Annotated in this window: 18 protein-coding genes; 7 read left to right on the forward strand and 11 right to left on the reverse strand. The window is 70.3% G+C overall.

From position 1 onward, the window contains the following. Positions 1 to 96: 96 nt before the first annotated feature. From AC5P1B_RS08910 to AC5P1B_RS08920, 3 genes are all read right to left on the reverse strand, one after another. Positions 97 to 1,017: a metal-dependent hydrolase gene (locus AC5P1B_RS08910; RefSeq protein WP_493886042.1), complete on the reverse strand. Its 921-nt coding sequence runs from the start codon at positions 1,015 to 1,017 to the stop codon at positions 97 to 99. Positions 1,018 to 1,135: 118 nt separating this feature from the next. Further along, complete coding sequence (locus tag AC5P1B_RS08915) at positions 1,136 to 2,935, reverse strand: SDR family oxidoreductase (protein WP_493886196.1); 1,800 nt, start codon at positions 2,933 to 2,935, stop codon at positions 1,136 to 1,138. An 80-nt stretch (positions 2,936 to 3,015) separates the two neighbouring features. Then, complete coding sequence (locus AC5P1B_RS08920) at positions 3,016 to 3,885, reverse strand: M24 family metallopeptidase (RefSeq protein WP_493886043.1); 870 nt, start codon at positions 3,883 to 3,885, stop codon at positions 3,016 to 3,018. 648 nt (positions 3,886 to 4,533) lie between these two features. On the opposite strand from AC5P1B_RS08920, the gene AC5P1B_RS08925 reads away from it, so the two are divergent. The 5 genes from AC5P1B_RS08925 to AC5P1B_RS08945 all read left to right on the forward strand — a co-directional run bounded on the left by AC5P1B_RS08925 (position 4,534) and on the right by AC5P1B_RS08945 (position 8,934). Further along, positions 4,534 to 5,619 (forward strand): ABC transporter ATP-binding protein, encoded by a 1,086-nt coding sequence (locus tag AC5P1B_RS08925; RefSeq protein ID WP_493886044.1) that lies wholly within the window; start codon positions 4,534 to 4,536, stop codon positions 5,617 to 5,619. Beyond that, positions 5,609 to 6,520, forward strand: a complete 912-nt coding sequence (locus tag AC5P1B_RS08930; protein WP_493886046.1) for an ABC transporter permease — start codon at positions 5,609 to 5,611, stop codon at positions 6,518 to 6,520. The genes AC5P1B_RS08925 and AC5P1B_RS08930 overlap by 11 nt, the downstream gene beginning before the upstream one ends. Continuing rightward, positions 6,517 to 7,434: an ABC transporter ATP-binding protein gene (locus tag AC5P1B_RS08935; RefSeq protein WP_493886047.1), complete on the forward strand. Its 918-nt coding sequence runs from the start codon at positions 6,517 to 6,519 to the stop codon at positions 7,432 to 7,434. Before AC5P1B_RS08930 ends, AC5P1B_RS08935 begins: the two co-directional genes overlap by 4 nt. Positions 7,435 to 7,452: 18 nt before the next feature. Continuing rightward, complete coding sequence (locus AC5P1B_RS08940) at positions 7,453 to 8,172, forward strand: ABC transporter permease (protein ID WP_493886048.1); 720 nt, start codon at positions 7,453 to 7,455, stop codon at positions 8,170 to 8,172. Between the two features lie 279 nt (positions 8,173 to 8,451). After that, positions 8,452 to 8,934 (forward strand): hypothetical protein, encoded by a 483-nt coding sequence (locus AC5P1B_RS08945; RefSeq protein WP_493886049.1) that lies wholly within the window; start codon positions 8,452 to 8,454, stop codon positions 8,932 to 8,934. A 152-nt stretch (positions 8,935 to 9,086) separates the two neighbouring features. Here AC5P1B_RS08945 and AC5P1B_RS08950 read toward each other — a convergent pair whose 3' ends face one another. From AC5P1B_RS08950 to AC5P1B_RS08970, 5 genes are all read right to left on the reverse strand, one after another. After that, positions 9,087 to 10,367, reverse strand: a complete 1,281-nt coding sequence (locus AC5P1B_RS08950) for a CynX/NimT family MFS transporter (RefSeq protein WP_493886051.1) — start codon at positions 10,365 to 10,367, stop codon at positions 9,087 to 9,089. 190 nt (positions 10,368 to 10,557) lie between these two features. Then, the gene (locus tag AC5P1B_RS08955) at positions 10,558 to 11,280 is read right to left on the reverse strand and encodes a FadR/GntR family transcriptional regulator (RefSeq protein WP_493886052.1); all 723 of its coding nucleotides are present in this window, start codon (positions 11,278 to 11,280) and stop codon (positions 10,558 to 10,560) included. 261 nt (positions 11,281 to 11,541) lie between these two features. Continuing rightward, on the reverse strand, positions 11,542 to 12,522 hold the full coding sequence (locus tag AC5P1B_RS08960) for a LysR family transcriptional regulator (RefSeq protein ID WP_493886054.1): 981 nt from the start codon (positions 12,520 to 12,522) through the stop codon (positions 11,542 to 11,544). Between the two features lie 442 nt (positions 12,523 to 12,964). Next, a complete protein-coding gene (locus AC5P1B_RS08965) occupies positions 12,965 to 13,981 on the reverse strand; it encodes a helix-turn-helix domain-containing protein (protein WP_493886055.1) in 1,017 nt (338 codons plus the stop codon). Between the two features lie 260 nt (positions 13,982 to 14,241). Beyond that, positions 14,242 to 15,468 (reverse strand): S1 family peptidase, encoded by a 1,227-nt coding sequence (locus AC5P1B_RS08970; RefSeq protein WP_493886057.1) that lies wholly within the window; start codon positions 15,466 to 15,468, stop codon positions 14,242 to 14,244. Between the two features lie 755 nt (positions 15,469 to 16,223). Here AC5P1B_RS08970 and AC5P1B_RS08975 point away from each other — a divergent pair. After that, entirely contained in the window at positions 16,224 to 16,673 is a 450-nt protein-coding gene (locus AC5P1B_RS08975) for a phospholipase (protein ID WP_493886058.1), read from the forward strand. Between the two features lie 269 nt (positions 16,674 to 16,942). Here the strand turns inward: AC5P1B_RS08975 and AC5P1B_RS08980 are convergent, their stop codons facing one another. From AC5P1B_RS08980 to pheA, 3 genes are all read right to left on the reverse strand, one after another. Further along, the gene (locus tag AC5P1B_RS08980; protein WP_493886059.1) at positions 16,943 to 17,743 is read right to left on the reverse strand and encodes an HAD family hydrolase; all 801 of its coding nucleotides are present in this window, start codon (positions 17,741 to 17,743) and stop codon (positions 16,943 to 16,945) included. Next, complete coding sequence (serS, locus tag AC5P1B_RS08985; RefSeq protein WP_493886060.1) at positions 17,740 to 19,017, reverse strand: serine--tRNA ligase; 1,278 nt, start codon at positions 19,015 to 19,017, stop codon at positions 17,740 to 17,742. The genes AC5P1B_RS08980 and serS overlap by 4 nt, the downstream gene beginning before the upstream one ends. 657 nt (positions 19,018 to 19,674) lie before the next feature. After that, the gene (gene pheA / locus AC5P1B_RS08990) at positions 19,675 to 20,610 is read right to left on the reverse strand and encodes a prephenate dehydratase (RefSeq protein WP_493886061.1); all 936 of its coding nucleotides are present in this window, start codon (positions 20,608 to 20,610) and stop codon (positions 19,675 to 19,677) included. 400 nt (positions 20,611 to 21,010) lie between these two features. On the opposite strand from pheA, the gene AC5P1B_RS08995 reads away from it, so the two are divergent. Continuing rightward, complete coding sequence (locus tag AC5P1B_RS08995) at positions 21,011 to 21,904, forward strand: SIS domain-containing protein (RefSeq protein ID WP_493886062.1); 894 nt, start codon at positions 21,011 to 21,013, stop codon at positions 21,902 to 21,904. The last annotated feature ends 41 nt before the right edge of the window (positions 21,905 to 21,945 follow it).

Raw genomic sequence — 21,945 nt, forward strand, 5'->3', positions numbered from 1 at the left:
GGGGGCGGCGGGGTCGTCCGCCGACCGGTCGGCCGCGCCGGGCTCTGTTGAGCGGGCGGCGGCCGGGCGTTGCTCGGTCAAGGGTTCATCCATTCCTCACATCGCGGCCCGGCCGATGGCGCCAGCCGCGCTCCGAGCCGCCGGGGACACCGCCAGGTAGGCGACGGCCCGGCGCAGCGACCCCTCCTGGGAGGGGTGATACGACCGTTTGAAGTATCGGGGTATGGCACGCCCCAGCTCGCCCCAGGTCGGGAGCAGGCCCTTGGCCACAGCCCGGTTGTGCTCACGCAGCGAATACCGCAGCCGGCCGGCGAGCTGGGGGTCGTGGCGGATGAGGAAGGCCGCGCCCCACGCCCAGAGCCACAGCAGCACGGGTGCGACGGCCCCCATGGCAGCCAGCCGACGGACATAGCGGGCCAGGCCATCGCCTCCGCTGTGCTGGTACATGTCGAAGGCCACCGAGCGGTGCTCGACCTCTTCGGCGCCGTGCCAGCGCAGCAGGTCGAGCATGACCGGGTCGGGCTCCGCCGCGTCCAGGCCTTCGGCGCGCAGCACCCAGTCCCCCAGCACGGCGGTGAACTGCTCTATGGCCGCGACGAGCGCCAGCCGGAAACGCAGCCACTCCTGGGCGGGTACCGGAACGCCGAACGGAGGCTTCTCGCCGAGGAGCACGGTGAAGAGGAACTCGACATGCCGTGTGTACGGCTCGGTGTCCAGGCCCTGGGCGGCGAGGTGCTCCAGCACGTGCGCGTGCTGCGTGCTGTGAGTGGCCTCCTGTCCCATGAAGCCCTTCACGTCTTTCAGCAGCTCCGGGTCGGTGACCAGCGGCAGGCCCTCCTTGAAGACCTTGACGAACCACCGCTCACCGGCGGGAAGCAGCAGATGCAGCACGTTGATGACGTGCGTCGCTGTCGGCTCGCCCGGTATCCAGTGCAGTGGCGTCTCATGCCAGTCGAATGAGACCCGACGCGGCGTTATGGGAACGGTCTCGCTGGTCTTCTCCGGCCGTCCGGTCATGGCCGACCCTCCTCCCTGATCCTTCACTCCTGAACCCTTCGCTCCCGGACTTCACCGCCCGGCTGCCCGCCTTCCCGGCTGGGGCCGCCTCTTGGGCACCGCGCCCGCTGACATCGGCTTACATCGGCGGGTCGATCCGGGCGACCGCCCGCAGCGCCTTGGGCGCGAAGCGGGACATGAGCAGGGAGCCGCGCGCCTCGGGTGTCACCGGCACGACGGCCTGGTTACGCACGACGGCCCGCAGAATCGCGTCAGCGACCTTCTCCGGTGGGTAGTTGCGCTTGCCGTACAGCCGGGCGCTGCGGGTCTGGCGGCGCTTCTCCTCCTCCTTGTCGACCCCGACGAAGCGGGAGGTGGTGGTGATGCTGGTATTGACGATGCCGGGGCAGATCGCGGAGACACCGATGCCCTGGCCCGCCAGCTCGGCGCGCAGGCACTCGCTGAGCATGAGCACGGCGGCCTTGGACGTGCTGTACGCGGGCAGCAGCCGGGAGGGCTGGTAGGCGGCCGCCGAGGCGGTGTTGACGATGTGGCCGCCCTGGCCGCGCTCGGCCATCTGCTTGCCGAAGGTCCGGCAGCCGTGGATGACGCCCCACAGGTTGACGTCGAGTACCTTCTGCCAGTCCTCCGTGGTGGTGTCCATGAAGCTGCCGGACATGCCGATCCCGGCGTTGTTGACCAGCACGTCCACCACGCCGTACGCGGAGGCCACCTTGGCGGCGAGCTTGTCCATCGCCTGTTCGTCGGAGACGTCCACGATCTCGGCCCACGCTTCGGGGGCGCCGATCAGCCGTGCCATCTCCGCTGTGCGCGCCGCGCCCTCCGCGTCCCTGTCCACGGCGATGACGCGCGCGCCCGCTTCCGCGAAGGCGAACGCGGTGGCCCGGCCGATGCCGCTGGCCGCGCCCGTCACCAGCACCAGCTGGCCACCGAACCGCGCCGCGTGGGGGCTGGAGGCCACGGGCTCCTTCGCCGGACTGCCCGACTCGACCGTCGTCACGAACTCCGCGATCCACGCGGAGAGCTGGTCAGGGCGCGTGCGCGGGGCCCAGTGCTTCGCCGCGAGGCTGCGCCGCGTGAGCTGGGGGGCCCACAGCTCCAGCTCGTCGAAGACCTTCTCGGAGACGAATATGTCGCCGGTGGGGTGGATGAGCTGGACCGGGGCATGCGCGTACGCGTCGGTGCGGGGGCGGCGCAGCCGGGCCCTGATGTTGTCCCGGTACATCCACACGCCGTGTGCGCCGTCCGTTGGCAGCGACGATGTCGGGTAGTCGCCACCGGGCTGGTCACGACCGGGGGTCTTCTCCACGCGCCGCAGCAGCTTCGGCCAGGTCTTCGCGAGCGGCCCGCGCCACATCGCCTCGGGGAGGACGGGGGTGTGGAACGCGTACACGTACCAGGACTTGACGCCTTGGCCGAACAGCTGGCCGATCCGGCGCGGGGTCGGCCGCGCGGCGCGCTTCTTCAGCCACATGCCCAGGTGGTCGAGGCAGGGCCCTGACATGGTCGTGAAGGAGGCGATGCGGCCTTCGGTGCGCTTGACGGTGGCGAACTCCCAGCCCTGCACGGAACCCCAGTCGTGGCCGATCAGGTGCACGGGCTTGGACGGGCTCACGGCGTCGGCCACGGCCAGGAAGTCGTCGGTCAGCTTCTCCAGGGTGTACCCGCCGCGCAGCGGCTTCGGCGCGCTGGAGCGTCCGCAGCCCCGCAGGTCGTACAGCACGACGTGGAAGCGGTCGGCCAGCCGCCGTGCGACCTCGCTCCACACCTCCTTGCTGTCCGGGAAGCCGTGCACCAGCACCAGGGTGGGCTGCGAGCGGTCACCCAGCTCGGCCACGCACAGCTGCACGCCGCCCGTGGACACCCAGCGCTCGGTCGCCCCGGCCAGCGCACCGGACGCGCCGGCGGCTCCGGATATCCCCGAAGCGCCGCTCGTTCCTGTGGCTTCCGCTGCCCCGGTCGGCTCCGCCGGGTCGGTCGCTCCGGTCTGTCCCTCGCTCACGCGGCCTTCTCCTCTGCCCAGCGCCGCACATGCGGCAGATCGTCGTCCAGCCAAAAAGCGCTCTCTTCGGGGTCCTTGGAGTCGGTGACGACCAGGATCTCCTCGAACTTCGCGCCCACGCCCCGAAAACCGAGGTGCGGTTCCACCGCCCACAGGCCCGGCTGCGGCGGGTGGTCAGAGAACCGGTACGGGCTCCAGAGCGGTGACCAGCCCTCGCGGTGACCGTGCAGCGCGTCGCTGGCCAGGCCCTTGAGGCTCTGGGTGCCGAAGCCGAAGGCGGTCATCGACCAGCGGCGCTCCTTGACCCGGTCCACTTTGTGCGCGATGACCCCGAACGGGTAGGCCCGGTGCCGGTTCGCGTACCCCTGGCGCACCATGAGCCGTTCCACGTTCTCGTAGATCTCACGCAGCGAGCGGCGCTCGCGCACCTCCCTCAGCAGCAGCTCGCGGTGCGCTTCGAGGTCGGCGAGCAGCTTGTTGTGCAGCGGGCTCGGGCCCAGGCAGCCGGAATACCCGATGTCCGCCGTGTATCCCCGGTAGATGGGCGCCATGTCGAGGATGAACGGCATCCCCGGCTCCAACTTCCGGTTGGTCGGGAAGAACTGGAGCGGTATCCGGAAGTTCGTGAACGCCGTGCGGTCTCCGAACCAGGCGAACGGCAGGTGGAACCAGTCGCTCACGCCTCGTTCCCGCAGCCACTCCCGCTGCATGCGCGCCGCCTCGCGCTCGGTCACGCCCGGTCGCAGCTGCGCGGCGACGGCTTCAGCGCACTCGTAGCTGAGCCGCTGCACCTCCCGGAATCCGCGCAGCTCGGTCGTGAGATCACCGAGCCGCGTGCTGAGTCGTTCGTCCCCAGCTGATGTCATGGCACCCGTCCGTCCCTGAGCGATGGGCCTCCCGCCGCTCCCCTCCCTGTGCCGCCTGCCCTGGAGCTTGGAGCCTGGCGGCGGCGGGGGAGAGGGTGGGAGGGGCGTTCGCAACGCGACCCGCAAGTTGACACTGATGAATGTGACAATGTGCGGCGGTTACGTCAATAGCTTCAGCCGGCCTGTGGAGAACCGTGGGTAACACGTAGCGCCTGCGGCGGGCCTTGCGGTTCTTCTTGGGCCCTTCTTCTGCCTCGGCCGGGCTGGCCGGGCTGGGCTTGGGTTGCGGGGGTGGGGGTGCGGCTGGGCCTTGTCGCACCGGCGGTGCTTTGTCCTCAAACGCCGGACGGGCTGTATTTGCCGGGCGTCCCCTCAAGGCTTCGGCCTCCCGGTGCACGGGTTGTCCTCAAGTGCCGGACGGGCTGGAGCGGGCCTGGAGTGGCATGTGGGGCTCTGTGCCCTGGTTGGTGCTTCGGCTTCCGCGCAGTGGGCGGGGGTCCTCAAGCGCCGGACGGCCGCGGTGGGCGGTGGGGGCTGGGTTCGGGGGCGGGGGGTAGCACCCCTACGGGGTTCTCCGACTATGGGTGTAGGGCGATCCAGCCATCTGGAGTGACGTGTCGCGGGGCAGGCGCTACTACCGTCGATGACGTGACTGTGATCGCTACCGAAGGCCTGAGCAAGCGGTTCCCCAGGGTGACCGCGCTTGACCGGCTCTCCCTTGACATCACCCCGGGCGTGACCGGCCTGGTGGGTGCCAACGGGGCCGGCAAGTCGACCCTGATCAAGATCCTGCTCGGCCTGTCCCCTGCCAGCGAGGGCCGTGCCGCCGTGCTCGGCCTCGACGTCGCCACCGAGGGCGGAGCCATCCGGGAGCGGGTCGGCTACATGCCGGAGCATGACTGCCTTCCGCCCGATGTGTCGGCGACGGAGTTCGTCGTCCACATGGCGCGGATGTCCGGTCTGCCGCCGTCCGCGGCGCGTGAGCGCACCGCGGACACGCTCCGCCATGTCGGCCTGTACGAGGAGCGATATCGCCCCATCGGCGGCTATTCGACCGGTATGAAGCAGCGCGTCAAACTCGCGCAGGCGCTCGTCCACGACCCGCAGCTGGTGCTGCTCGACGAGCCGACCAACGGTCTCGATCCGGTCGGCCGCGACGAGATGCTGGGCCTGATCCGCCGTATCCACACCGACTTCGGCATATCGGTCCTGGTCACCTCCCACCTCCTCGGTGAGCTGGAGCGCACCTGCGACCACGTGGTGGTCATCGACGGCGGCAAGCTGCTGCGGTCCTCGTCGACCGACGACTTCACGCAGGCCACGGCCTCGCTGGCGGTCGAGGTCACGGACTCCGACGAGCACCCGGACGGCACGTCGGCGTTGCGCGCCGCGCTGGAGAAGGCGGGGCTGCTCGCCAAGGTCGCAGAACGGGAGGCGGACGGTACGCCGACGTCAGGCCATGTGCTGTTCGTCGAGGTCAGCGGCGACGAGACGTACGACGTGGTACGCGACGCGGTAGCCGGCCTCGGGCTCGGCCTGGTGCGGATGGAACAGCGCCGGCACCGCATCGCCGAGGTGTTCCGCACCGAGAGCACCACCGGAAGCACCACTGACAGCACGACCGACAGCACCACCGGAAGCACCGAACGCACTGATGCGGCGGCGCCCGTGCGGACCCAGCACGCGCGGCCCCAGCACGAGCAGCAGGAAGGGGGCAGCAGCGATGTCGCCTGAGACGCAAGGCACCGTGCGCGGCGGGGCGCCCGCCGATGTCATTCACAACATCGGCTACCGCCACTACGACGGACCGCGCCTCGGCCGCGCGTACGCCCGCAGGTCGCTCTTCTCGCAGAGCCTGCGCGGCGCGTACGGACTGGGCCGTTCCGCGAAGTCCAAGGTCCTGCCGATGATCCTGTTCGCCGTGATGTGCCTGCCCGCCGGCATCATGGTGGCGGTCGCCGTGGCCACGAACAGCAAGGACCTCCCGGTCGACTACACCCGGTACGCGATCATCCTGCAGGCGGTCATCGGCCTCTACATCGCTTCCCAGGCACCGCAGTCGGTCTCCCGCGACCTGCGGTTCAAGACCGTACCGCTCTACTTCTCGCGCCCGATCGAGTCGACGGACTACGTCCTGGCGAAGTACGCCGCGATGGCGTCCGCCACGTTCGTCCTCACGGCGACACCCGTGGTGATCCTTTACGTGGGAGCCCTGCTGGCCAAACTCGACTTCGCGGAACAGACCAAGGGGTTCGCACAAGGCATGGTCTCCGTCGCTCTCCTGTCGCTGCTCTTCGCCGGGCTCGGCCTGGTGATCGCGGCGCTCACGCCCCGGCGAGGCTTCGGTGTCGCCGCCGTCATCGCCGTACTGACCATCTCGTACGGCGCCGTCAGCACCGTGCAGGCCATCGCGTACGACCAGGACAGCACCGGCGCGATCAGCTGGCTCGGGCTGTTCTCGCCGATCACGCTCATCGACGGGGTAAGCACGGCGTTCCTCGGCGCTTCCTCCAACTTCCCGGGCGGGTACGGCCCGGGCACCGGGGCCGGGCTCGTCTACCTCCTCGCACTCGCCGCGGTGATCGCGGGATCGTACGGCCTGCTGACGCGCCGCTACCGAAAGGTCGGGCTGTGACCACCATCACCATCGACAACGTCTCCCGCTGGTTCGGCAACGTGGTCGCCGTCAACGACGTGACGGTCTCCATCGGCCCCGGCGTGACCGGCCTTCTCGGCCCCAACGGGGCGGGCAAGTCCACTCTGATCAACATGATGGGCGGCTTCCTCGCGCCCTCGACCGGCAGCGTCACGCTCGACGGCGCGCGGATCTGGCGCAACGAGCAGGTGTACCGGCAGATCGGCATCGTGCCCGAGCGGGAGGGGATGTACGACTTCCTTACGGGAGGCGAGTTCGTCCTCGCCAACGCCGAGTTGCACGGTCTGCCGGGGCCCAAGGCCGCCGCGCAGCGGGCGCTGGCCACGGTGGAGATGGAGTCCGCGGCGAGCCGCAAGATCTCCACGTACAGCAAGGGCATGCGGCAGCGCGTGAAGATGGCGTCCGCGCTGGTCCACGAGCCATCGGTGCTGCTGCTGGACGAGCCGTTCAACGGCATGGACCCGCGCCAGCGCATGCAGCTGATGGAACTGCTGCGGCGGATGGGAGCGGAGGGCCGTACGGTCCTCTTCTCGTCGCACATCCTCGAAGAAGTCGAGCAACTCGCCTCGCACATCGAGGTGATCGTCGCCGGGCGGCACGCCGCTTCTGGCGACTTCCGCAAGATCCGCCGCCTGATGACGGACCGGCCGCACCGCTACCTCGTACGGTCCAGCGACGACCGCGCGCTCGCCGCCGCGCTGATCGCCGACCCGTCCACCGCGGGCATCGAGGTGGACGCGTCGGACAACGCCCTGCGCGTCCAGGCCATCGACTTCAACCGGTTCACCGAACTGCTGCCGCGCGTCGCCCGCGAGCACGGCATCCGACTCCTCACGGTCTCGCCCAGCGACGAGTCCCTGGAGAGCGTCTTCTCCTACCTCGTCGCGGCATAACGCAAGGAGCCCACTGCGATGTACAACCCCACGGTCGCCCGGCTCACCTACCGGGCGCTGCTCGGCCGCCGCCGCGCGCTCATCCTGTTCTCCCTGCCCGCCCTGCTGCTGGTCATCTCGATCGCGGTACGGCTGCTGGCCGGTGCGGACAGCGAGACAGCTGACGGCGTTCTCGGCGGCTTCGCGCTCTCCGTCATGGTGCCGCTGATCGGCGTCATCGCCGGTACGGGCGCGATCGGCCCCGAGATCGACGACGGCTCGGTGGTCTATCTGCTGGCCAAGCCGGTGAAGCGGCCATCGATCATCGTCACCAAGCTGTTCGTCGCGGTCGGCGTGACGATGGCCTTCTCGGCGATTCCCACCCTGATCGCGGGCCTGATCCTCAACGGCAACAACCAGGAGATCGCCGCGGCTTACACCTGCGCCGCGGCCCTCGCCTCGATCGCCTACAGCGCGATCTTCCTGCTCCTCGGCACCGTCACCCGGCACGCGGTCGTCGCCGGCCTGGTGTACGCCCTGGTCTGGGAGTCCGTCTTCGGCACCTACGTCGCGGGCGCGCGGACACTCAGCGTCCAGCAGTGGTCTCTCGCCCTCGCCGAGAAGATCGGCGCGGACGGTGTCATCTCCTCGGACGTCGGCCTTCCGGTCGCTCTCGTCCTGCTGATCGGCGTCACCCTCGCCGCCACCTGGTACGCGGGGCAGCGGCTGCGCAGCCTGACCCTGGCGGGCGAGGAGTGATCCCCGCGCCGGGTCGGTGCTTGCGAACGGCCGGCCCGGCAAGCCCGGCGGCCACGGACCCGGCCACGGACACGGATACGGCCACGGCGACTCGCGCTCACGGCGACTCGCGCTCACGTGGGTGGGGGCGGGCCGCCGGGCGCGGCGCGTGGACGTTCGCGAAGACGGGTGAACGTGAGGCGAACATGAGGCGTGAAAGCGCCAGTTGGCCTGGTGGGCGAGCGGGGCAAGCAGGGGGCCGGGGGCCGGTTGTCAGAGGTGGCGGGTAGCGTCTCGGGCATGGGGTACTGGGGATGGATCATCGTCGCCAAGGGCGATGACGCGTTGTCGAAAACACCCGCGATCGCCTCCCACGGGCGTCAGGTGCTGGGGGAGTACGTCCGGGGGGACTGGCGGGAGATATGGCTCGATGAGCGGTCGGGCGTCTGTCCTGGCCCCTCCGTGACCGATGTCGTGGCGGTGACGGGGGCGCCCGCCATGACGGTGTACGTGGCGGATGAGGACTGCGCGGTCGCCTACGCGGCGGCGCCCTCCGGCCGCTGCTGGCAGGGCGTGTTCTCGGAGGAGGCCGCCGAGGAGTACAAGACACTGCCGCGGGGCTACCGCCGGGAGCAGGCCGTCGCCTGCGCGCTGGACTGGGCCTCCGAGGCCGGTCTGTCGGGCGACGCCAAGCAGGTGGACGTGGCGTTCAGAGACGGCTGGTATTCCGACCTGCTCACGTCCTTCGGGCTGCCGGAGGGAGTGGAGATACACCGGGCCTGAGCCGCGCCACGGCGAGCTGTCCCGTCTCCAGACGGCAAGCGGCGGTTTCCGGCACGGGGTGGGAGTACGGGCTCAACAGGTAGCCCCGTTGGCCCGCACCCCGGTTGACGGCGGCCCGGTCCGGGCCGGGCGTCACGTCAGCGAGCGTCACGTCAGAGCTTGAGGTTGCGTCCGGCGCCCAGGCCGAGGGTGGCGAGACCGGCGCAGACGGCGAGCAGCAGAGCCAGGGGCAGCGTCCAGCCGCCGGTGAGCTGGTGCACGGCGCCGAGCGCGAGCGGACCGGCGGCGGCGAGGAGATAGCCCCAGGTCTGCGCCATCCCGGAGAGCCGGGCGGCGGTGTGGGCGTCACTGGCGCGCAGCACCATCATCGTCAGCGCGAGACCCAGCGCACCGCCCTGGCCGACGCCGAGCAGCGTCGCCCACAGCCAGGCTCCGCCGACGGGCGCGATGAGCAGCCCGGCCACGCCGCACGCCATGAGCGCGGCGACCGTGACAGCGAGCCCGCGCTGGCGGCGCATCCGTCCGGCGAGCATCGGCACGACGAACGAACCGACGCCCTGGAGAAGGGTGCTGAAGGCGAAGACGAGCCCGGCGGCGGACTTGCTCATGCCGTGGTCGGTGAAGATGGTCGGCAGCCAGGCGATCATGACGTAGGCGACGAGCGACTGGGAGCCCATGAAGAGGGTGATCTGCCAGGCCAGCGGCTTACGTGAGAGCTGGGACTCCGCCACACCGCCGACGGGGTGGGCCGGTGTCGCGGCGGGCTCGCCATGGTGGGTGCCCCGGCGGGCGATGACGGCCTGCGGGACCCAGAGCGCGGCGGCGACGGCGGCCAGCAGCGCCCAGGAGGCGAGCGAGCCGCGCCAGCCGCCGAGCGCGTCCTCCAGCGGGACGGCGGCGGCGGCCGACGCGGTCGCGCCGATGATCATTGAGGTGGAGTAAAGGGCGGTCATGCCCGCCGCGCGCTCCGGGAAGTCCCGTTTGACCAGGCCCGGCATCAACACGTTGAGCAGGGCTATCGCCGTACCGACGAAGGCGCCGCCGACGAAGAGCGCGACCACGGGCGGCGCTACGCGCAGCAGGATGCCGCCGCAGAGCAGAACGAGCGCGCCGAGCAGCACGGTCTCGGTGCCCAGGCGGCGGGCGAGCCGGGGCGCCAGTGGGGAGGCCACGCCCATGAAGATCAGCGGGATGGTGGTGACCAGGCTGGTCGCCGTGGCGGCGAGGTGAAAGTCGTCGCCGATCTCACCGAGCAGCGGTGAGACGCCCGCGAGGGCGGCTCGCATGTTGAGCGAAGCGAGGACGATCCCGACGAGGACGAGCGCGGGGTGCGCGCGCAGCCTGCGGCGTGCGGTGGCTACGGGTGGGGCCGGGGTCAGGTCCTCTTCCGCGTCGATGAGTGGTGCGTCGGGAATGGCCCTGGGCCCGGACATAGCTTTGCGTTCCTCTCGGGGGTGCTGGGGTTGGTGCTGGAGTTGGTGCTGGCGGGCGCGGCGGTGGACGTGGCCGCGGCTGGGCGCGGCATTGGAGACGGGCTTGGAACCAGCCGGTCCGGCGCGTGGTGACCACGACAGCCGCAGGCCGTGCGGCCGGGTGGACGCGGGGAGGGCGGGCAGGCAGCCGTCAATCGCCCGCCGCGGGCAGGGCGAGGAGCGCCTCGACCGCCCGCTTCGGGGCGTCCAGCAGCGCGCGGGCCGCCGATTCCGCCACGTCAGGGTCGCCGGAGGCGATGGCGTCCACGACGGCGTGGTGGTCGCCGGGCACGATGCGCGGCATGTCGCGGTCGCCGAGTGCGGTGACCAGCGCCTCCCGAACGGAACTGCTGAACCAGCCGTACGTCGCGCTGAGCGCGGAGTTGTGCGCCGCGTCGACGACAGCGGTGTGGAAGGCCACGTCATGGTCCGCGTACAGCTCAAGGTTTCCGCACTGCGGCTGGCCCTCGGCGTCCTCCAGCGCGGCCTGCGCGGCGAGCGCGTCGCGCATCCGCTGGAGGTCGGCGGGCTCGTGGCGGAGTGCGGCGAGCCGGGCACCCTCCGCCTCCAGGGCGATCCGCAGTTCCAGCACATCCCGGATTCCGGCGCGCTGGATGCCGCGCATGACGTCGGCGGGATCGGTCGTGGACACAACGAAGGTGCCCTCGCCCTGCCGGGACTGGAGCATTCCGGCGTGCGCGAGGACGCGTACCGCCTCGCGGACGGTGTTCCTGCCGACCTGTAGCTGCTCGGCGAGCGCGTGCTCGGTCGGGACACGCTGCCCGACCTTCCACTCGCCGTCCGACAACTGCGCGCGCAGCTGCTCCACGACGGTGTCCACCAGGGACTTCCGCCCCGCTGCCCGCAGTGCCATGCCTGTGCTCCCTCTCCGGCCGGGACCCGCCGCCGCTGCCGCTGGGCCGTCTCCGCCGGGCTGCCATTCCCTCGCCAATCACCCGGTTGCCCAATCATCCTACAACTGGCACCCCGCGAGCCTCTACGTCGCTCCCGTGTCCCCCGCCACAATGCCGGAGCTGCCGGAGCTGCCGGAGCTGCCGGAGCTCCGGGCTGCTCGGGCCGCCGGGGCCGCCCGAGCTTGCCGGACCGCCCCAGCCCCCGGACCCCCGCTAGCTCCTCAGAGCCTTTCCGCTGGTCGCGTGCTGTTGCTCCTGCTGCTCCTGTTGCTCCCGTCGCTCCTGCTGCTTTCGCCGGCCCCACTCCCAGGGGCCGCTTCCGTCACCGCTTTCGTGACGGCCTCGGCGAAGGCGAGCGCCGCTGGGCTCAGCGTGTCCCATTGCCGTACGGCCCAGCCGGTCGCCAGCGGCGGCAGGGCGGGTATCGGAATGAGGCGAAGCGCCTGGTGTTCGGCCGCCTGCCAGCCGGGGAGCGCGGGGACGATGGCGTGCCCGAGGCCGAGTTCGGCGAGCAGCATCGCCGTGTCCCAGTCGGCGACGCTGGTGGTGGCGTCGGGTTCGGCGCCCTGCTGGGCGAAGTGGCCGTCCAGTGAGCGCCGGGAGACGGAGTTCTCGGGCAACCGGATGTGCCGGATGTCGGCGAGGTCATCCCGGCCGATGGTCGCGCGTGCGGCGAGCGGGTCGTCGGCGCGGACCGCGAGGACCCAGGGCAGCTCGGTCACGGTGCGCTGCTCGATGCCGCGTACCGGCGGGCCCATCGTGATCCAGGCGAGGTCGGCGGTGTCGGCGGTCAGTGCGTCGATACAGCCGCGGCTTGAGTGGGAGGTCTGGAACTCCAGGCTGACCTGCGGGTGCTCGGCGCGGAAGGCGACGACGGCCTGGGACAGGAAGTGGCGTACGGAGATGGCGCCGGTGGTGACCCGGACCGTTCCGGCGCCGCCCTGCCGGATCTCGTGCAGCTGGCGCAGTACGAGATCGAGCGCCCCGATGCCTTCAGCGGCGGCCCGCCGCAGCAGCCGTCCGGCCTGGGTGGGGGCGACGCCGCGCGGCTGGCGCTCCAGCAAGGGCAGGCCGAGTTCCCGTTCGAGGCGGCGGACGCGCTGACTGACGGCGGACTGGGTGCAGGACAGGTCGCGCGCTACGGCGCTGAGGCTGCCCGCGTCACAGACGGCGACGAAGGCGCGGAGATCATCAAGGGTCACGAAGCCAAGCTATGTCTTGGGTAGTTGGAAGAAAACCCATGGATTGACTTGGAGGTGGCGAACGAAGATCCTTAAGGCAGGGCGAAGGACGGCGCCACGGAGCCCAGGGGCGGCAACCCCGTCTGCGCCCGCCGTAGGCATCCGGATGCGTACGGCGGACACAGGCCGGGTGCCGACCCCGCCCCTGCTTCCGCCGTCCGTGCTTGTGCCGTCCGTGCTTCTGCCGTTCTGCCTTGACTCTGCCCTTCCGCCTTGGCGCCCCCGCGCTGCCCGTACGCGCTCCCGGTAATTCGCGGTCCCTGGTGGACCGGTCGGTCCCGGCGGCTGCCGAAGTCGCCCTCACGCCGGTGTGTGTTCCTGGTCCGGGACCATTGCCCGGGCGCGGTTACGGGCATTGCCCCGGGCGTGGGTTCCGGGTATTGATCGGGCATTGTCCGGGCCCTTAGCCGGGCCACTCCCATGACATGCCGTGTATCCCGGCCGGGCAGCGGACGGGAAGCATGTGCGCGGTATGGGAGACGTCCAGTGCTATCCGCCGGGAGTACCGCTTCTCCGCGCCGATCTTCTCCCGGTAATAGCGGTGGCAGGCCACCGGAATGGCCGCCGGGTGGAAATAGACGTGCAGCAGGTATTCGCGCAGGTTCACCCGGGTGCGGCGCTCGTGATAGGTGGATATCTCCCGGGAGGGCCCGAGCGTGATGTCGTAGTCGATAACCACCGTCTCGTTCTTTGCCAGTTCCCGGCCGAAGAGGATTTCCACCACGATGCTGCGCAGCTCCGGAAGAAAGCGCATCGTGCCGAGCTTTCCGCAGCGCACGTTCACGTCGATCGACTCCGTGGCGATGTCGTCGATGCTGTGCACGACCGTCATCCGGCTGGCACCGTCGTGCAGGGCGCGCAGCACCTGGTTCACGGAGGTGACACGTATGCACCGGTTCTCGTCCAGGCGCACCGTCTCGCGGATGGTGAGCGAGTTGACGTCCTCGTTGAAGTGCGCGAACGCCTCGCCCAGCGCCCTCTCCACCAGGGAGTTCTCGCCGAAGACCCGCTGGGAAGCGGTCAGGTCCAGCGGTCCGGCCATCGTTCGTCCCCGGGGCCGGTGCGGGCCGAGCAGTGAGCGCAGGGCGCCCTCGGGGAGGGTCAGGATGGTTTCCAGGGCGTCCACGGCGCGTAGCGACAACGCGCGTTCCGGCTGGCTGCGGCCGCGCTGCCAGTAGCTCAGCGTGGCCAGGCTGATGCTGATGCCCTGCGCCTCCAGCCGGTCGCGCACCCGTTCCAGGGACAGGCCGCGCTGGCGCAGGGCCTCGCGGAAGACGGCCGCGAACGACATGTCCGTCGGGGCGTCGGAGGGACGGAGACAGGTGCCGTCCGGGTCGCCGGGGAGGGGACCGGGGCTTGAGGTGGGGGTGGGGGCGGGGGTGGCTCTGTCGCTCTCGCCGTCGTGGGGCGCCTTGGTCATGACGTCTCCGATGGGGGGTTCGCACGTGGCGCGCCGCCGCGGTCTCACGGCGTCGCTGCGTCCGCCGCCTCTTTCGACCGGCCGGAACTGGCTGTCCCGAAGAGGAGAGGAGAGGGCGGCGGAGCGGTCCGGCGGCCAGGTCCGCGGCGCGTGGGGGGCGGGGCCGGAGACCGGCCCGGTACCGGGGCCTGATGCCAAACAAACGGGGCCGCTCACCGTATCCGGCGAGCGGCCCCTGTGTCCCGTGGGGAAGGTGTGACTTAGTTGGTGGTCAGGGTGAGCCCGTAGTAGCGCAGGGCGTCATCGAGGGGCTGGAAGTACGAGGAACCCGCACCGTTGACCCCGCTGCACTGCTGGTTGCTGGGACCGCCGGAGGTCATGCCCTGGGCCTGGTTACCGGAGATGTACGCGCCGCCGCTGTCGCCGCCCTCCGTGCAGACGCTGGAGCTGCCCAGCCCGGTGACGACGGTGTCGGGGCCGCCGTTCTGGTCGGTGTAGGTGACGGAGACGTTGTACGACTTGACCTTGCCGCAGGTCCAGCCGGTCGTCTGGCCCGACTTGCACAGTGCGGCGCCCGAGGCGGCGCGCTTGCTGCCGTTGACCGCGATGGTGCCCGCCTGGCCGTAGGTGCCGACCTTGGTGGCTATGGAGTCATCGGCGTCCACGGCCGCGATGCCCATGTCCACGCTGCGGGTGCCGAGCGCGAAGCGGGTCTTCACGCCCTTCGCGAAGTGCGCGTTGTTGTAGTACAGGTCGGGCAGGTCCTCGATGCAGTGCCCAGCGGTCACCAGGTACCGCTTGCCCGAGGAGTCCGTGGCCCCGTAGCCGACCGAGCACAGGTAGCCGTTGAACGTCATCCGGCTGCCCGGGTAGACCACGGCCTGCGGCGACAGGGTCTCCCTGTCGTTGACGACGCGGACGGCCTTGCCGTGTGACCTGGCGGCCTTCAGGAAGGAGCGGGCCGCAGCGCTCTTGTCGCTCTTGACCTGCACCGTCACGGTGTCGGAAGCGAGGTCGACCGACCAGGAGGAGACGCCGGTCGGCACCTGCTTGGTGGCCTTGGCGTCGAGTTCGGCCTTGATGCGGTCCAGGGCGGCCTGGCCGCGCTCGGGGACCCGGGCGTCCAGCCCGGCGTCCTCGATCTTCGCTGCCGTCCTGGCGTTGGCCGCGTTGACGGTGAGGGTGCCGGACTTGCTGAAGAACGCGCCGTCCGACGTGATCCCGTCCTTGCTCAGCCCGGCGAACCGGCTCTGCTGCGCCGCCTGCTGGTCCAGGCGCTCCACAGCGGCCTTCTCGCTGACACCCAGCGATTCCGCCAGTGCCTTGACCATCTGCGGCTGGTAACGCGTGGCGGCGGGGGCCGCGCTTCCGGCGTTGTCGGTGTTTCCGGCGTTTCCGCCGTTTTCGGCCTGCGCGCCGGTGACGACGGAAACGGAAAGCAGCGCGCCGACAGTGGCGGCAAGGAAATACTTCCGGGAAACTCGCACGGTGTTTCCTTCCGGTTGCAGAACAAGCGCCCAGGCAGGGGGCTGGGAAACACGCTGGTAATCCAACGCGCTTCCAGGGGCGGGCGCTTGACTGGCGGCGCGGGTGGGGACCGGTCGCCGCGAACCGAACTTTGTCGTAACCGTCACTTTCGAACAAGGTTCCTTCACAGACGTTTTTTCAACAGAGTTGCGTAAATCTGTTAAGGAGGGCCTTACCGCGCCAATGGGTACATGGTCCGTGACGGACTGCGACAATTCTTCGCCCGATGGCCGGCGATCCGGGCTTGCGGCCGGCGTGTCGCCCCTGCGCGGGCTTGCGAGTGGCCGCCGGCAGTCCGCCCGCAACCGCCCGCGGACGGGCGCTACGGGCCTTCTGACGCGGCGCCCATCGAACCGGTTCCTCTCCCGGCCGCTCTCATGGCGATCCCCCGGCGTTCCTGGTCGGCCCCGCGCCCGCCGCCGAGCAGCACGTCCCCGCACCGCCGCACCCCCGTGCCGCTTTCGCCGCATGCCGTGCGATCCGCGCCGCTTGTCGCGCGCCTACGCTCCCCCAACTCCGGCTCAGACCGAGGGATTTCCGTCATACCTGCGGTGACCTGCGGGTTGTCACCGCGTGCGACAAGTCGTCAAACGTTGTTCATATGAACGACGGTGCATGGCTCTTGTTGTTTGACAGGTACCTGCAGAACTCTGTCTATGCGCGTATACCTCTCCCCACTTCTCCCCCACCCCACCGCTCCCAACGGAGGAACCCCATGCGCAAGTTGGTCGCCACGCTCTCCACCACCGCGGTCGCCACGATCGCCGCCGCGACTCTCGCCACTCCCGCCTCGGCTGCCCCGGCCGACAAGCCGCAGGTCCTGTCCAGCTGGACGCAGACCAGCGCCACCAGCTACAACGCGTGGAACTCCGCCCGCCAGAACCAGGGCTCCTGGGCCGCGTACAGCTTCGACTGGTCCACCGACTACTGCAGCAGCTCGCCCGACAACCCGTTCGGGTTCCCGTTCCAGAAGTCGTGCGCGCGCCACGACTTCGGCTACCGCAACTACAAGGCGGCCGGTTCCTTCAGCGCCAACAAGTCCCGCCTGGACAGCGCCTTCTACGAGGACCTGAAGCGGGTCTGCAACGGCTACAGCGGCGCGTCGAAGACCGCGTGCAGCAGCACGGCGTGGACGTACTACCAGGCCGTGAAGGCCTTCGGCTGACGGCACGGTGAGGCGGGGCCCCGGCGCTGACGCCGGGCCGGCTCCGCGATGACTCCGGGCTCTCCCCACCACGGGAGCGTTCCGGTGACGTTCGTGTGCCGCGCGGGCCGGCGGGGGTCAGGCCCGCGCGGCGCATGGACGCGTACGCGCTCGCGCGCGGGCGCGTACGCGACATGGGGCCCTGCGCCTCGGTCACACCACGCCTACCGGCGAAGAGGCGTTCACGCCTACGTGACGAAGAGGCGTTTCACGCCTACGCGGTGAATGCCCTACGCGGCGAAGAGGCGTTCCAGCACGACCGCGATGCCGTCATCGTCGTTCGACACGGTGACCTCGTCGGCGACCGCCCGCAGCGCCGGGTGCGCGTTGGCCATCGCCACCCCGTGCGCCGCCCAGCCGAACATCGGGACGTCGTTGGGCATGTCGCCGAACGCGATCGTCTCCCCGGCCTTCATGCCGAGCCGCCGGGCGGCGATGGTCAGGCCGGTCGCCTTGGTCAGGCCGAGCGGCAGCATCTCCACCATGCCCGGGCCCGCCATCGTGATGCCGACCAGGCCACCGGCGATGGTGTGTGCCGCTTCAACGAGGTCGTCGGCGCTGAGCGTGGGGTGCTGGAGGTAGATCTTGTTGAGCGGTTCGGCCCAGACCTCCGCTCGGTCCTCGAAGGTCACGGACGGGGGCGTGTCGAGCTGGTAGCCCGGGCCGAACAGTATTTTTCCGTCCAGCCCGTCCCGGCTCGCGGCCAGGAACAGCCGGCCGGTCTCCGCCTCGATCTTGGCCAGCGCGAGCTCGGCGATCTGCCGGTCCAGGGTCACCGACGTCAGCAGGCGGTGCTCGCCCGCGTGGTAGACCTGCGCCCCCTGCCCGCAGACAGCGAGTCCCTGATAGCCCAGGTCATCGAGGATGTGGCGGGTCCAGGGCACCGAGCGTCCCGTGACGACGATGTGCGCCGCGCCCGCCGCGGTGGCGGTGGCGAGTGCCGCGCGGGTGCGCTCCGAGACGGTGTTGTCGGAGCGCAGCAGCGTGCCGTCGAGATCGGTCGCGACCAGCAGGTAGGGGAGGGATGTCACCTGGACACGGGCTCCAGCACCGCGCGGCCGCCGAGGTAGGGCCGCAGCATCTCGGGGACGCGTACCGAACCGTCCGGCTGCTGGTGGTTCTCGAAGATCGCGACGATGGTGCGGGGCACCGCGCACAGCGTGCCGTTGAGGGTCGCCAGCGGCTTCACGTGCTTGCCGTCCCGCAGCCGGACCGAGAGGCGGCGGGCCTGGAACTCGTCGCAGTTCGAAGCGGAGGTCAGCTCGCGGTACTTGCCCTGCGTCGGAATCCACGCCTCGCAGTCGTACTTACGCGAGGCGGAGGCCCCCAGGTCACCGGTGGCCACGTCGATCACCCGGAAGGGCAGCTCAAGGCCGGTCAGCCACTGCTTCTCCCAGTCGAGCAGCCGCTGGTGCTCGGCCAGGGCGTCCTCCGGCGCGACGTACGAGAACATCTCGACCTTGTCGAACTGGTGGACCCGGAAGATGCCCCTGGTGTCCTTGCCGTACGTACCGGCCTCGCGGCGGAAGCAGGGCGAGAAGCCCGCGTAGCGCAGCGGCAGCTTGTCCGCCTCGATGATCTCGTCCATGTGGTACGCGGCGAGGGGGACCTCGGACGTGCCGACGAGGTAGTAGTCGTCCTTTTCGAGGTGGTACACGTTCTCGGCGGCCTGGCCGAGGAAGCCCGTGCCCTCCATGGCGCGCGGCTTGACCAGCGCGGGGGTGAGCATCGGGATGAATCCGGCGGCGGTGGCCTGCGCGATGGCCGCGTTGACCAGGGCGAGCTCAAGCAGCGCGCCGATGCCGGTCAGGTAGTAGAAGCGCGATCCGGAGACCTTGGCGCCGCGCTCGGTGTCGATGGCGGCGAGCAGCTGGCCGATTTCCAGGTGGTCCTTGGGCTCGAAGCCCTCGGCCGCGAAGTCGCGTGGGGTGCCGACGGTCTCCAGGAGGGCGAAGTCCTCCTCGCCGCCGACCGGCACGTCGGGGTGGACGAGGTTGCCGAGCTGGCGGAGCAGGCGCTGGGTCTCCTCGGCCGCCTCGTCCTGCTCGGCGTCGGCTGCCTTGACGGCGGCCGACAGCTCGCCGGCCTTCTTCAGCAGCTCGGCCTTCTCGTCACCGGCGGCCTTGGGGATGAGCTTGCCGAGCTGCTTCTGCTCGGAGCGGAGTTCGTCGAAGCGGACGCTGGACGACCTGCGCCGCTCGTCGGCGGAGAGGAGTGCGTCGACGAGGGCGACGTCCTCTCCACGGGCACGCTGTGACGCGCGCACACGGTCGGGGTCCTCACGGAGCAGGCGAAGGTCAATCACCCCACCAGGTTACCGGTGTGTGCTCCTGAGCCTCGACGCCATATTTCCCCGCCGTTTCTCTGCTGGGACATTTGCTGCCTTTTGTGGCTAAAAGGAAGCGTGTAAGGGCGGGAAAGAGGTACCGGCAGGCGGGGCGGGCATGTGGTGGGATCACCGGGGGCGGGGCGCGGAAATCCCTTCCGGCGGCTCACTGTGGCGGCGTCAAGGATATAGGGCGCATTCCTCACAAGGGGGCACGGGCGGCCCCGGCCAGGCCGGGGCGTGACCGATTCCCGCCGCCGGTGGGGGAGTTGGCGCTCCACTTGTTGTCCACAGGTCTGCCTCGTTTCCCCGATGTTATCCACAGGCTGTGTGCAAGATCTGTGGACTTCCGTATCGGACATTCCCCCTGCCGAGTGCTGGCCCATGGATTCCCTAACCAAACGCACTCCACGCGCTCTTTCGGGTGACTTGGGCCGCTTCTCACCCCCTCCTGGGGTGGTATTCGACGTGGATCAAGAAAGCGGGGGCCGTCCGACCGAACTGTTCTGCGGTGAGGGCGGTGCGGGCGAGTGGGGCGATTTGTCGACTATGCCGGAATGTCATGTCGACTTATCCCCAGGTCGAGGTAGGCCTGTGGATAACTCCGGCGAGATGTGGAGAGGCCGGTGCGGCCGGTCAGGCCCGACCGTCCTGGCAACGGTTCAGCCAGTCCGAGGCCGCCACGAACTCCGCGTCCGAGGTGCCGTGCCGCAAGGGCGCCACCTCGGAGGGATCGACCCCCGCCCTCGGGTACGAGCCGAGGAACCGCACCTTCGGGCAGATCCGCTTCAGCCCCATCAGCGCCTCGGCCACCCGCCGGTCGGTGATGTGGCCCTCGCAGTCCACGGAGAAGCAGTAGCGCCCGATCCCCTCGCCCGTGGGCCGCGACTCGATCCGCATCATGTTGACGCCGCGCGCCGCGTACTCCTGGAGCAGTTCGAGCAGTGCGCCCGGATGGTCGTCGCCGAGCCAGATGACGACGGAGGTCTTGTCCGCGCCGGTACGGGCCGCCGGGCGGGCGGGGCGACCGACGAGCACGAAGCGCGTCTGCGCGTTCTGCGCGTCGTGGATCTCCGAGACCAGCGGTACGAGCCCGTACGTCGGCGCCGCGAACTCCCCCGCGAACGCGGCGTCGTAGCGCCCCTCCTGCACCAGCCGCGCCCCGTCCGCGTTGGAGGCGGCCGACTCCCATACGGCTTCCGGCAGATGGGCCGCGAGCCAGTTGCGTACCTGCGGCTGCGCGACCGGATGACCTGTGACCGTCTTGACGTCGGAGAGTCCGGTGCCGGGCCGTACGAGCAGCGCGAAGGCGATCGGCAGCAGCACCTCGCGGTAGATCATCAACGGCCCGCCCGTGGCGAGTTCGTCGAGCGTGGCGGTGACGCCGCCCTCCACGGAGTTCTCGATCGGCACCAGCGCGGCGGCCGCGTCACCGGACCGGACGGCGTCCAGCGTCGCCGGAACGGAGACCATCGGGATCAGTTCGCGCGTGGCGGCTTCGGGGAGCGTGCGCAGCGCGGCTTCGGTGAACGTTCCCTCCGGGCCGAGATACGTATAGCGGCTGGGCGACATCACCATAATTCCTCACGTTGTGCGTCCGGGGCTCACCGGCTTCGCGGCCCCTGGCCCCAGGCCGCTTGTGCCTGCGGGCCCCTGTGGCCTGCGGCCAGGTCGCTGCTTCCGCGACCCGCTGATGTATCCGCTGGGTGTGTCCGCTGACGCTCGCCACCGGACCTGTTGGGAGATCGCCACGATACCGAGCGGACCGGTGCCCGGCGGACAGCGTTCACGGAGCGGACGCACCGCACGGGTGCCCTCCGGGGGCGCTGCTGTCGGGCCGGGGGCCTTCGAGGGCCCGAGTGCTAAACGCGCACTGCGCGCACCATGCATGCTTGAAACTGCTCGAAAGGCGCACTTACACTGCACAAGCAATCACTACCCCACCCCTCCCCCTTCTGGCTTCGGAGTCAACGTGACGCATGTCGAGACGGAAATGATCAGTCAGCCCGCGTGCTGGAGCCGCGGGGCTGAGCTGGCCGGCGCACAGCGCGACGCGCTCCCCGAGCGCGGAGAGCGGATCGCGGTGGTGGGCTGCGGCACGTCGTACTTCATGGCGCAGGCGTACGCGGCGCTGCGCGAGGGTTCGGGCCAGGGCGAGTCGGACGCCTTCGCCGCCTCCGAGTTCCCCGCCGGCCGCAGCTACGACCGCGTCGTCGCGCTGAGCCGGTCAGGCACCACGACCGAGGTGCTCGACCTGCTGGCCCGGGTCCGCGGCGCCGCCCGTACGACCGCGATCACCGCGGACCCGGACACTCCGGTGATGCGGGCCGCCGACAAGGTGATCGTCCTGGACTTCGCCGACGAGCAGTCGGTCGTGCAGACGCGGTTCGCCACCACGGCGCTCACGCTGCTGCGCGCGCACCTGGGTCTGCACCTGGAGGCCGCCGTGCGCGACGCGGAGACGGCGCTCGCCGAGCCGCTGCCCGACGGGCTGGTCGACTGCTCGCAGTTCAGCTTCCTCGGCCAGGGCTGGACCGTCGGCCTCGCCAACGAGGGCGCCCTGAAGATGCGGGAGGCGGCGCTGGCGTGGACGGAGGCGTACCCGGCGATGGAGTACCGGCACGGCCCGATCAGCATCACCACCAAGGGGACGGCGACCTGGATGCTCGGCGCTGCCCCGGAGGGGCTGGCCGATCAGGTGCGGGCGACCGGCGGTATGTGGGTGGCCGGTGGCCTCGACCCGCTGGCGGAGCTGGTGCGGGTGCAGCGGCTGGCGCTGGCCATCGCCGACGCGCGCGGCCTCAACCCGGACACCCCGCGCCACCTGACCCGCTCGGTGATCCTCGGGGACTCCACGGACTCCTGACGGCAGTCGATCCCTGACGGCAACCAATTGCTGACAGCGGC

The organism is Streptomyces sp. A01 (genome assembly GCF_059026195.1).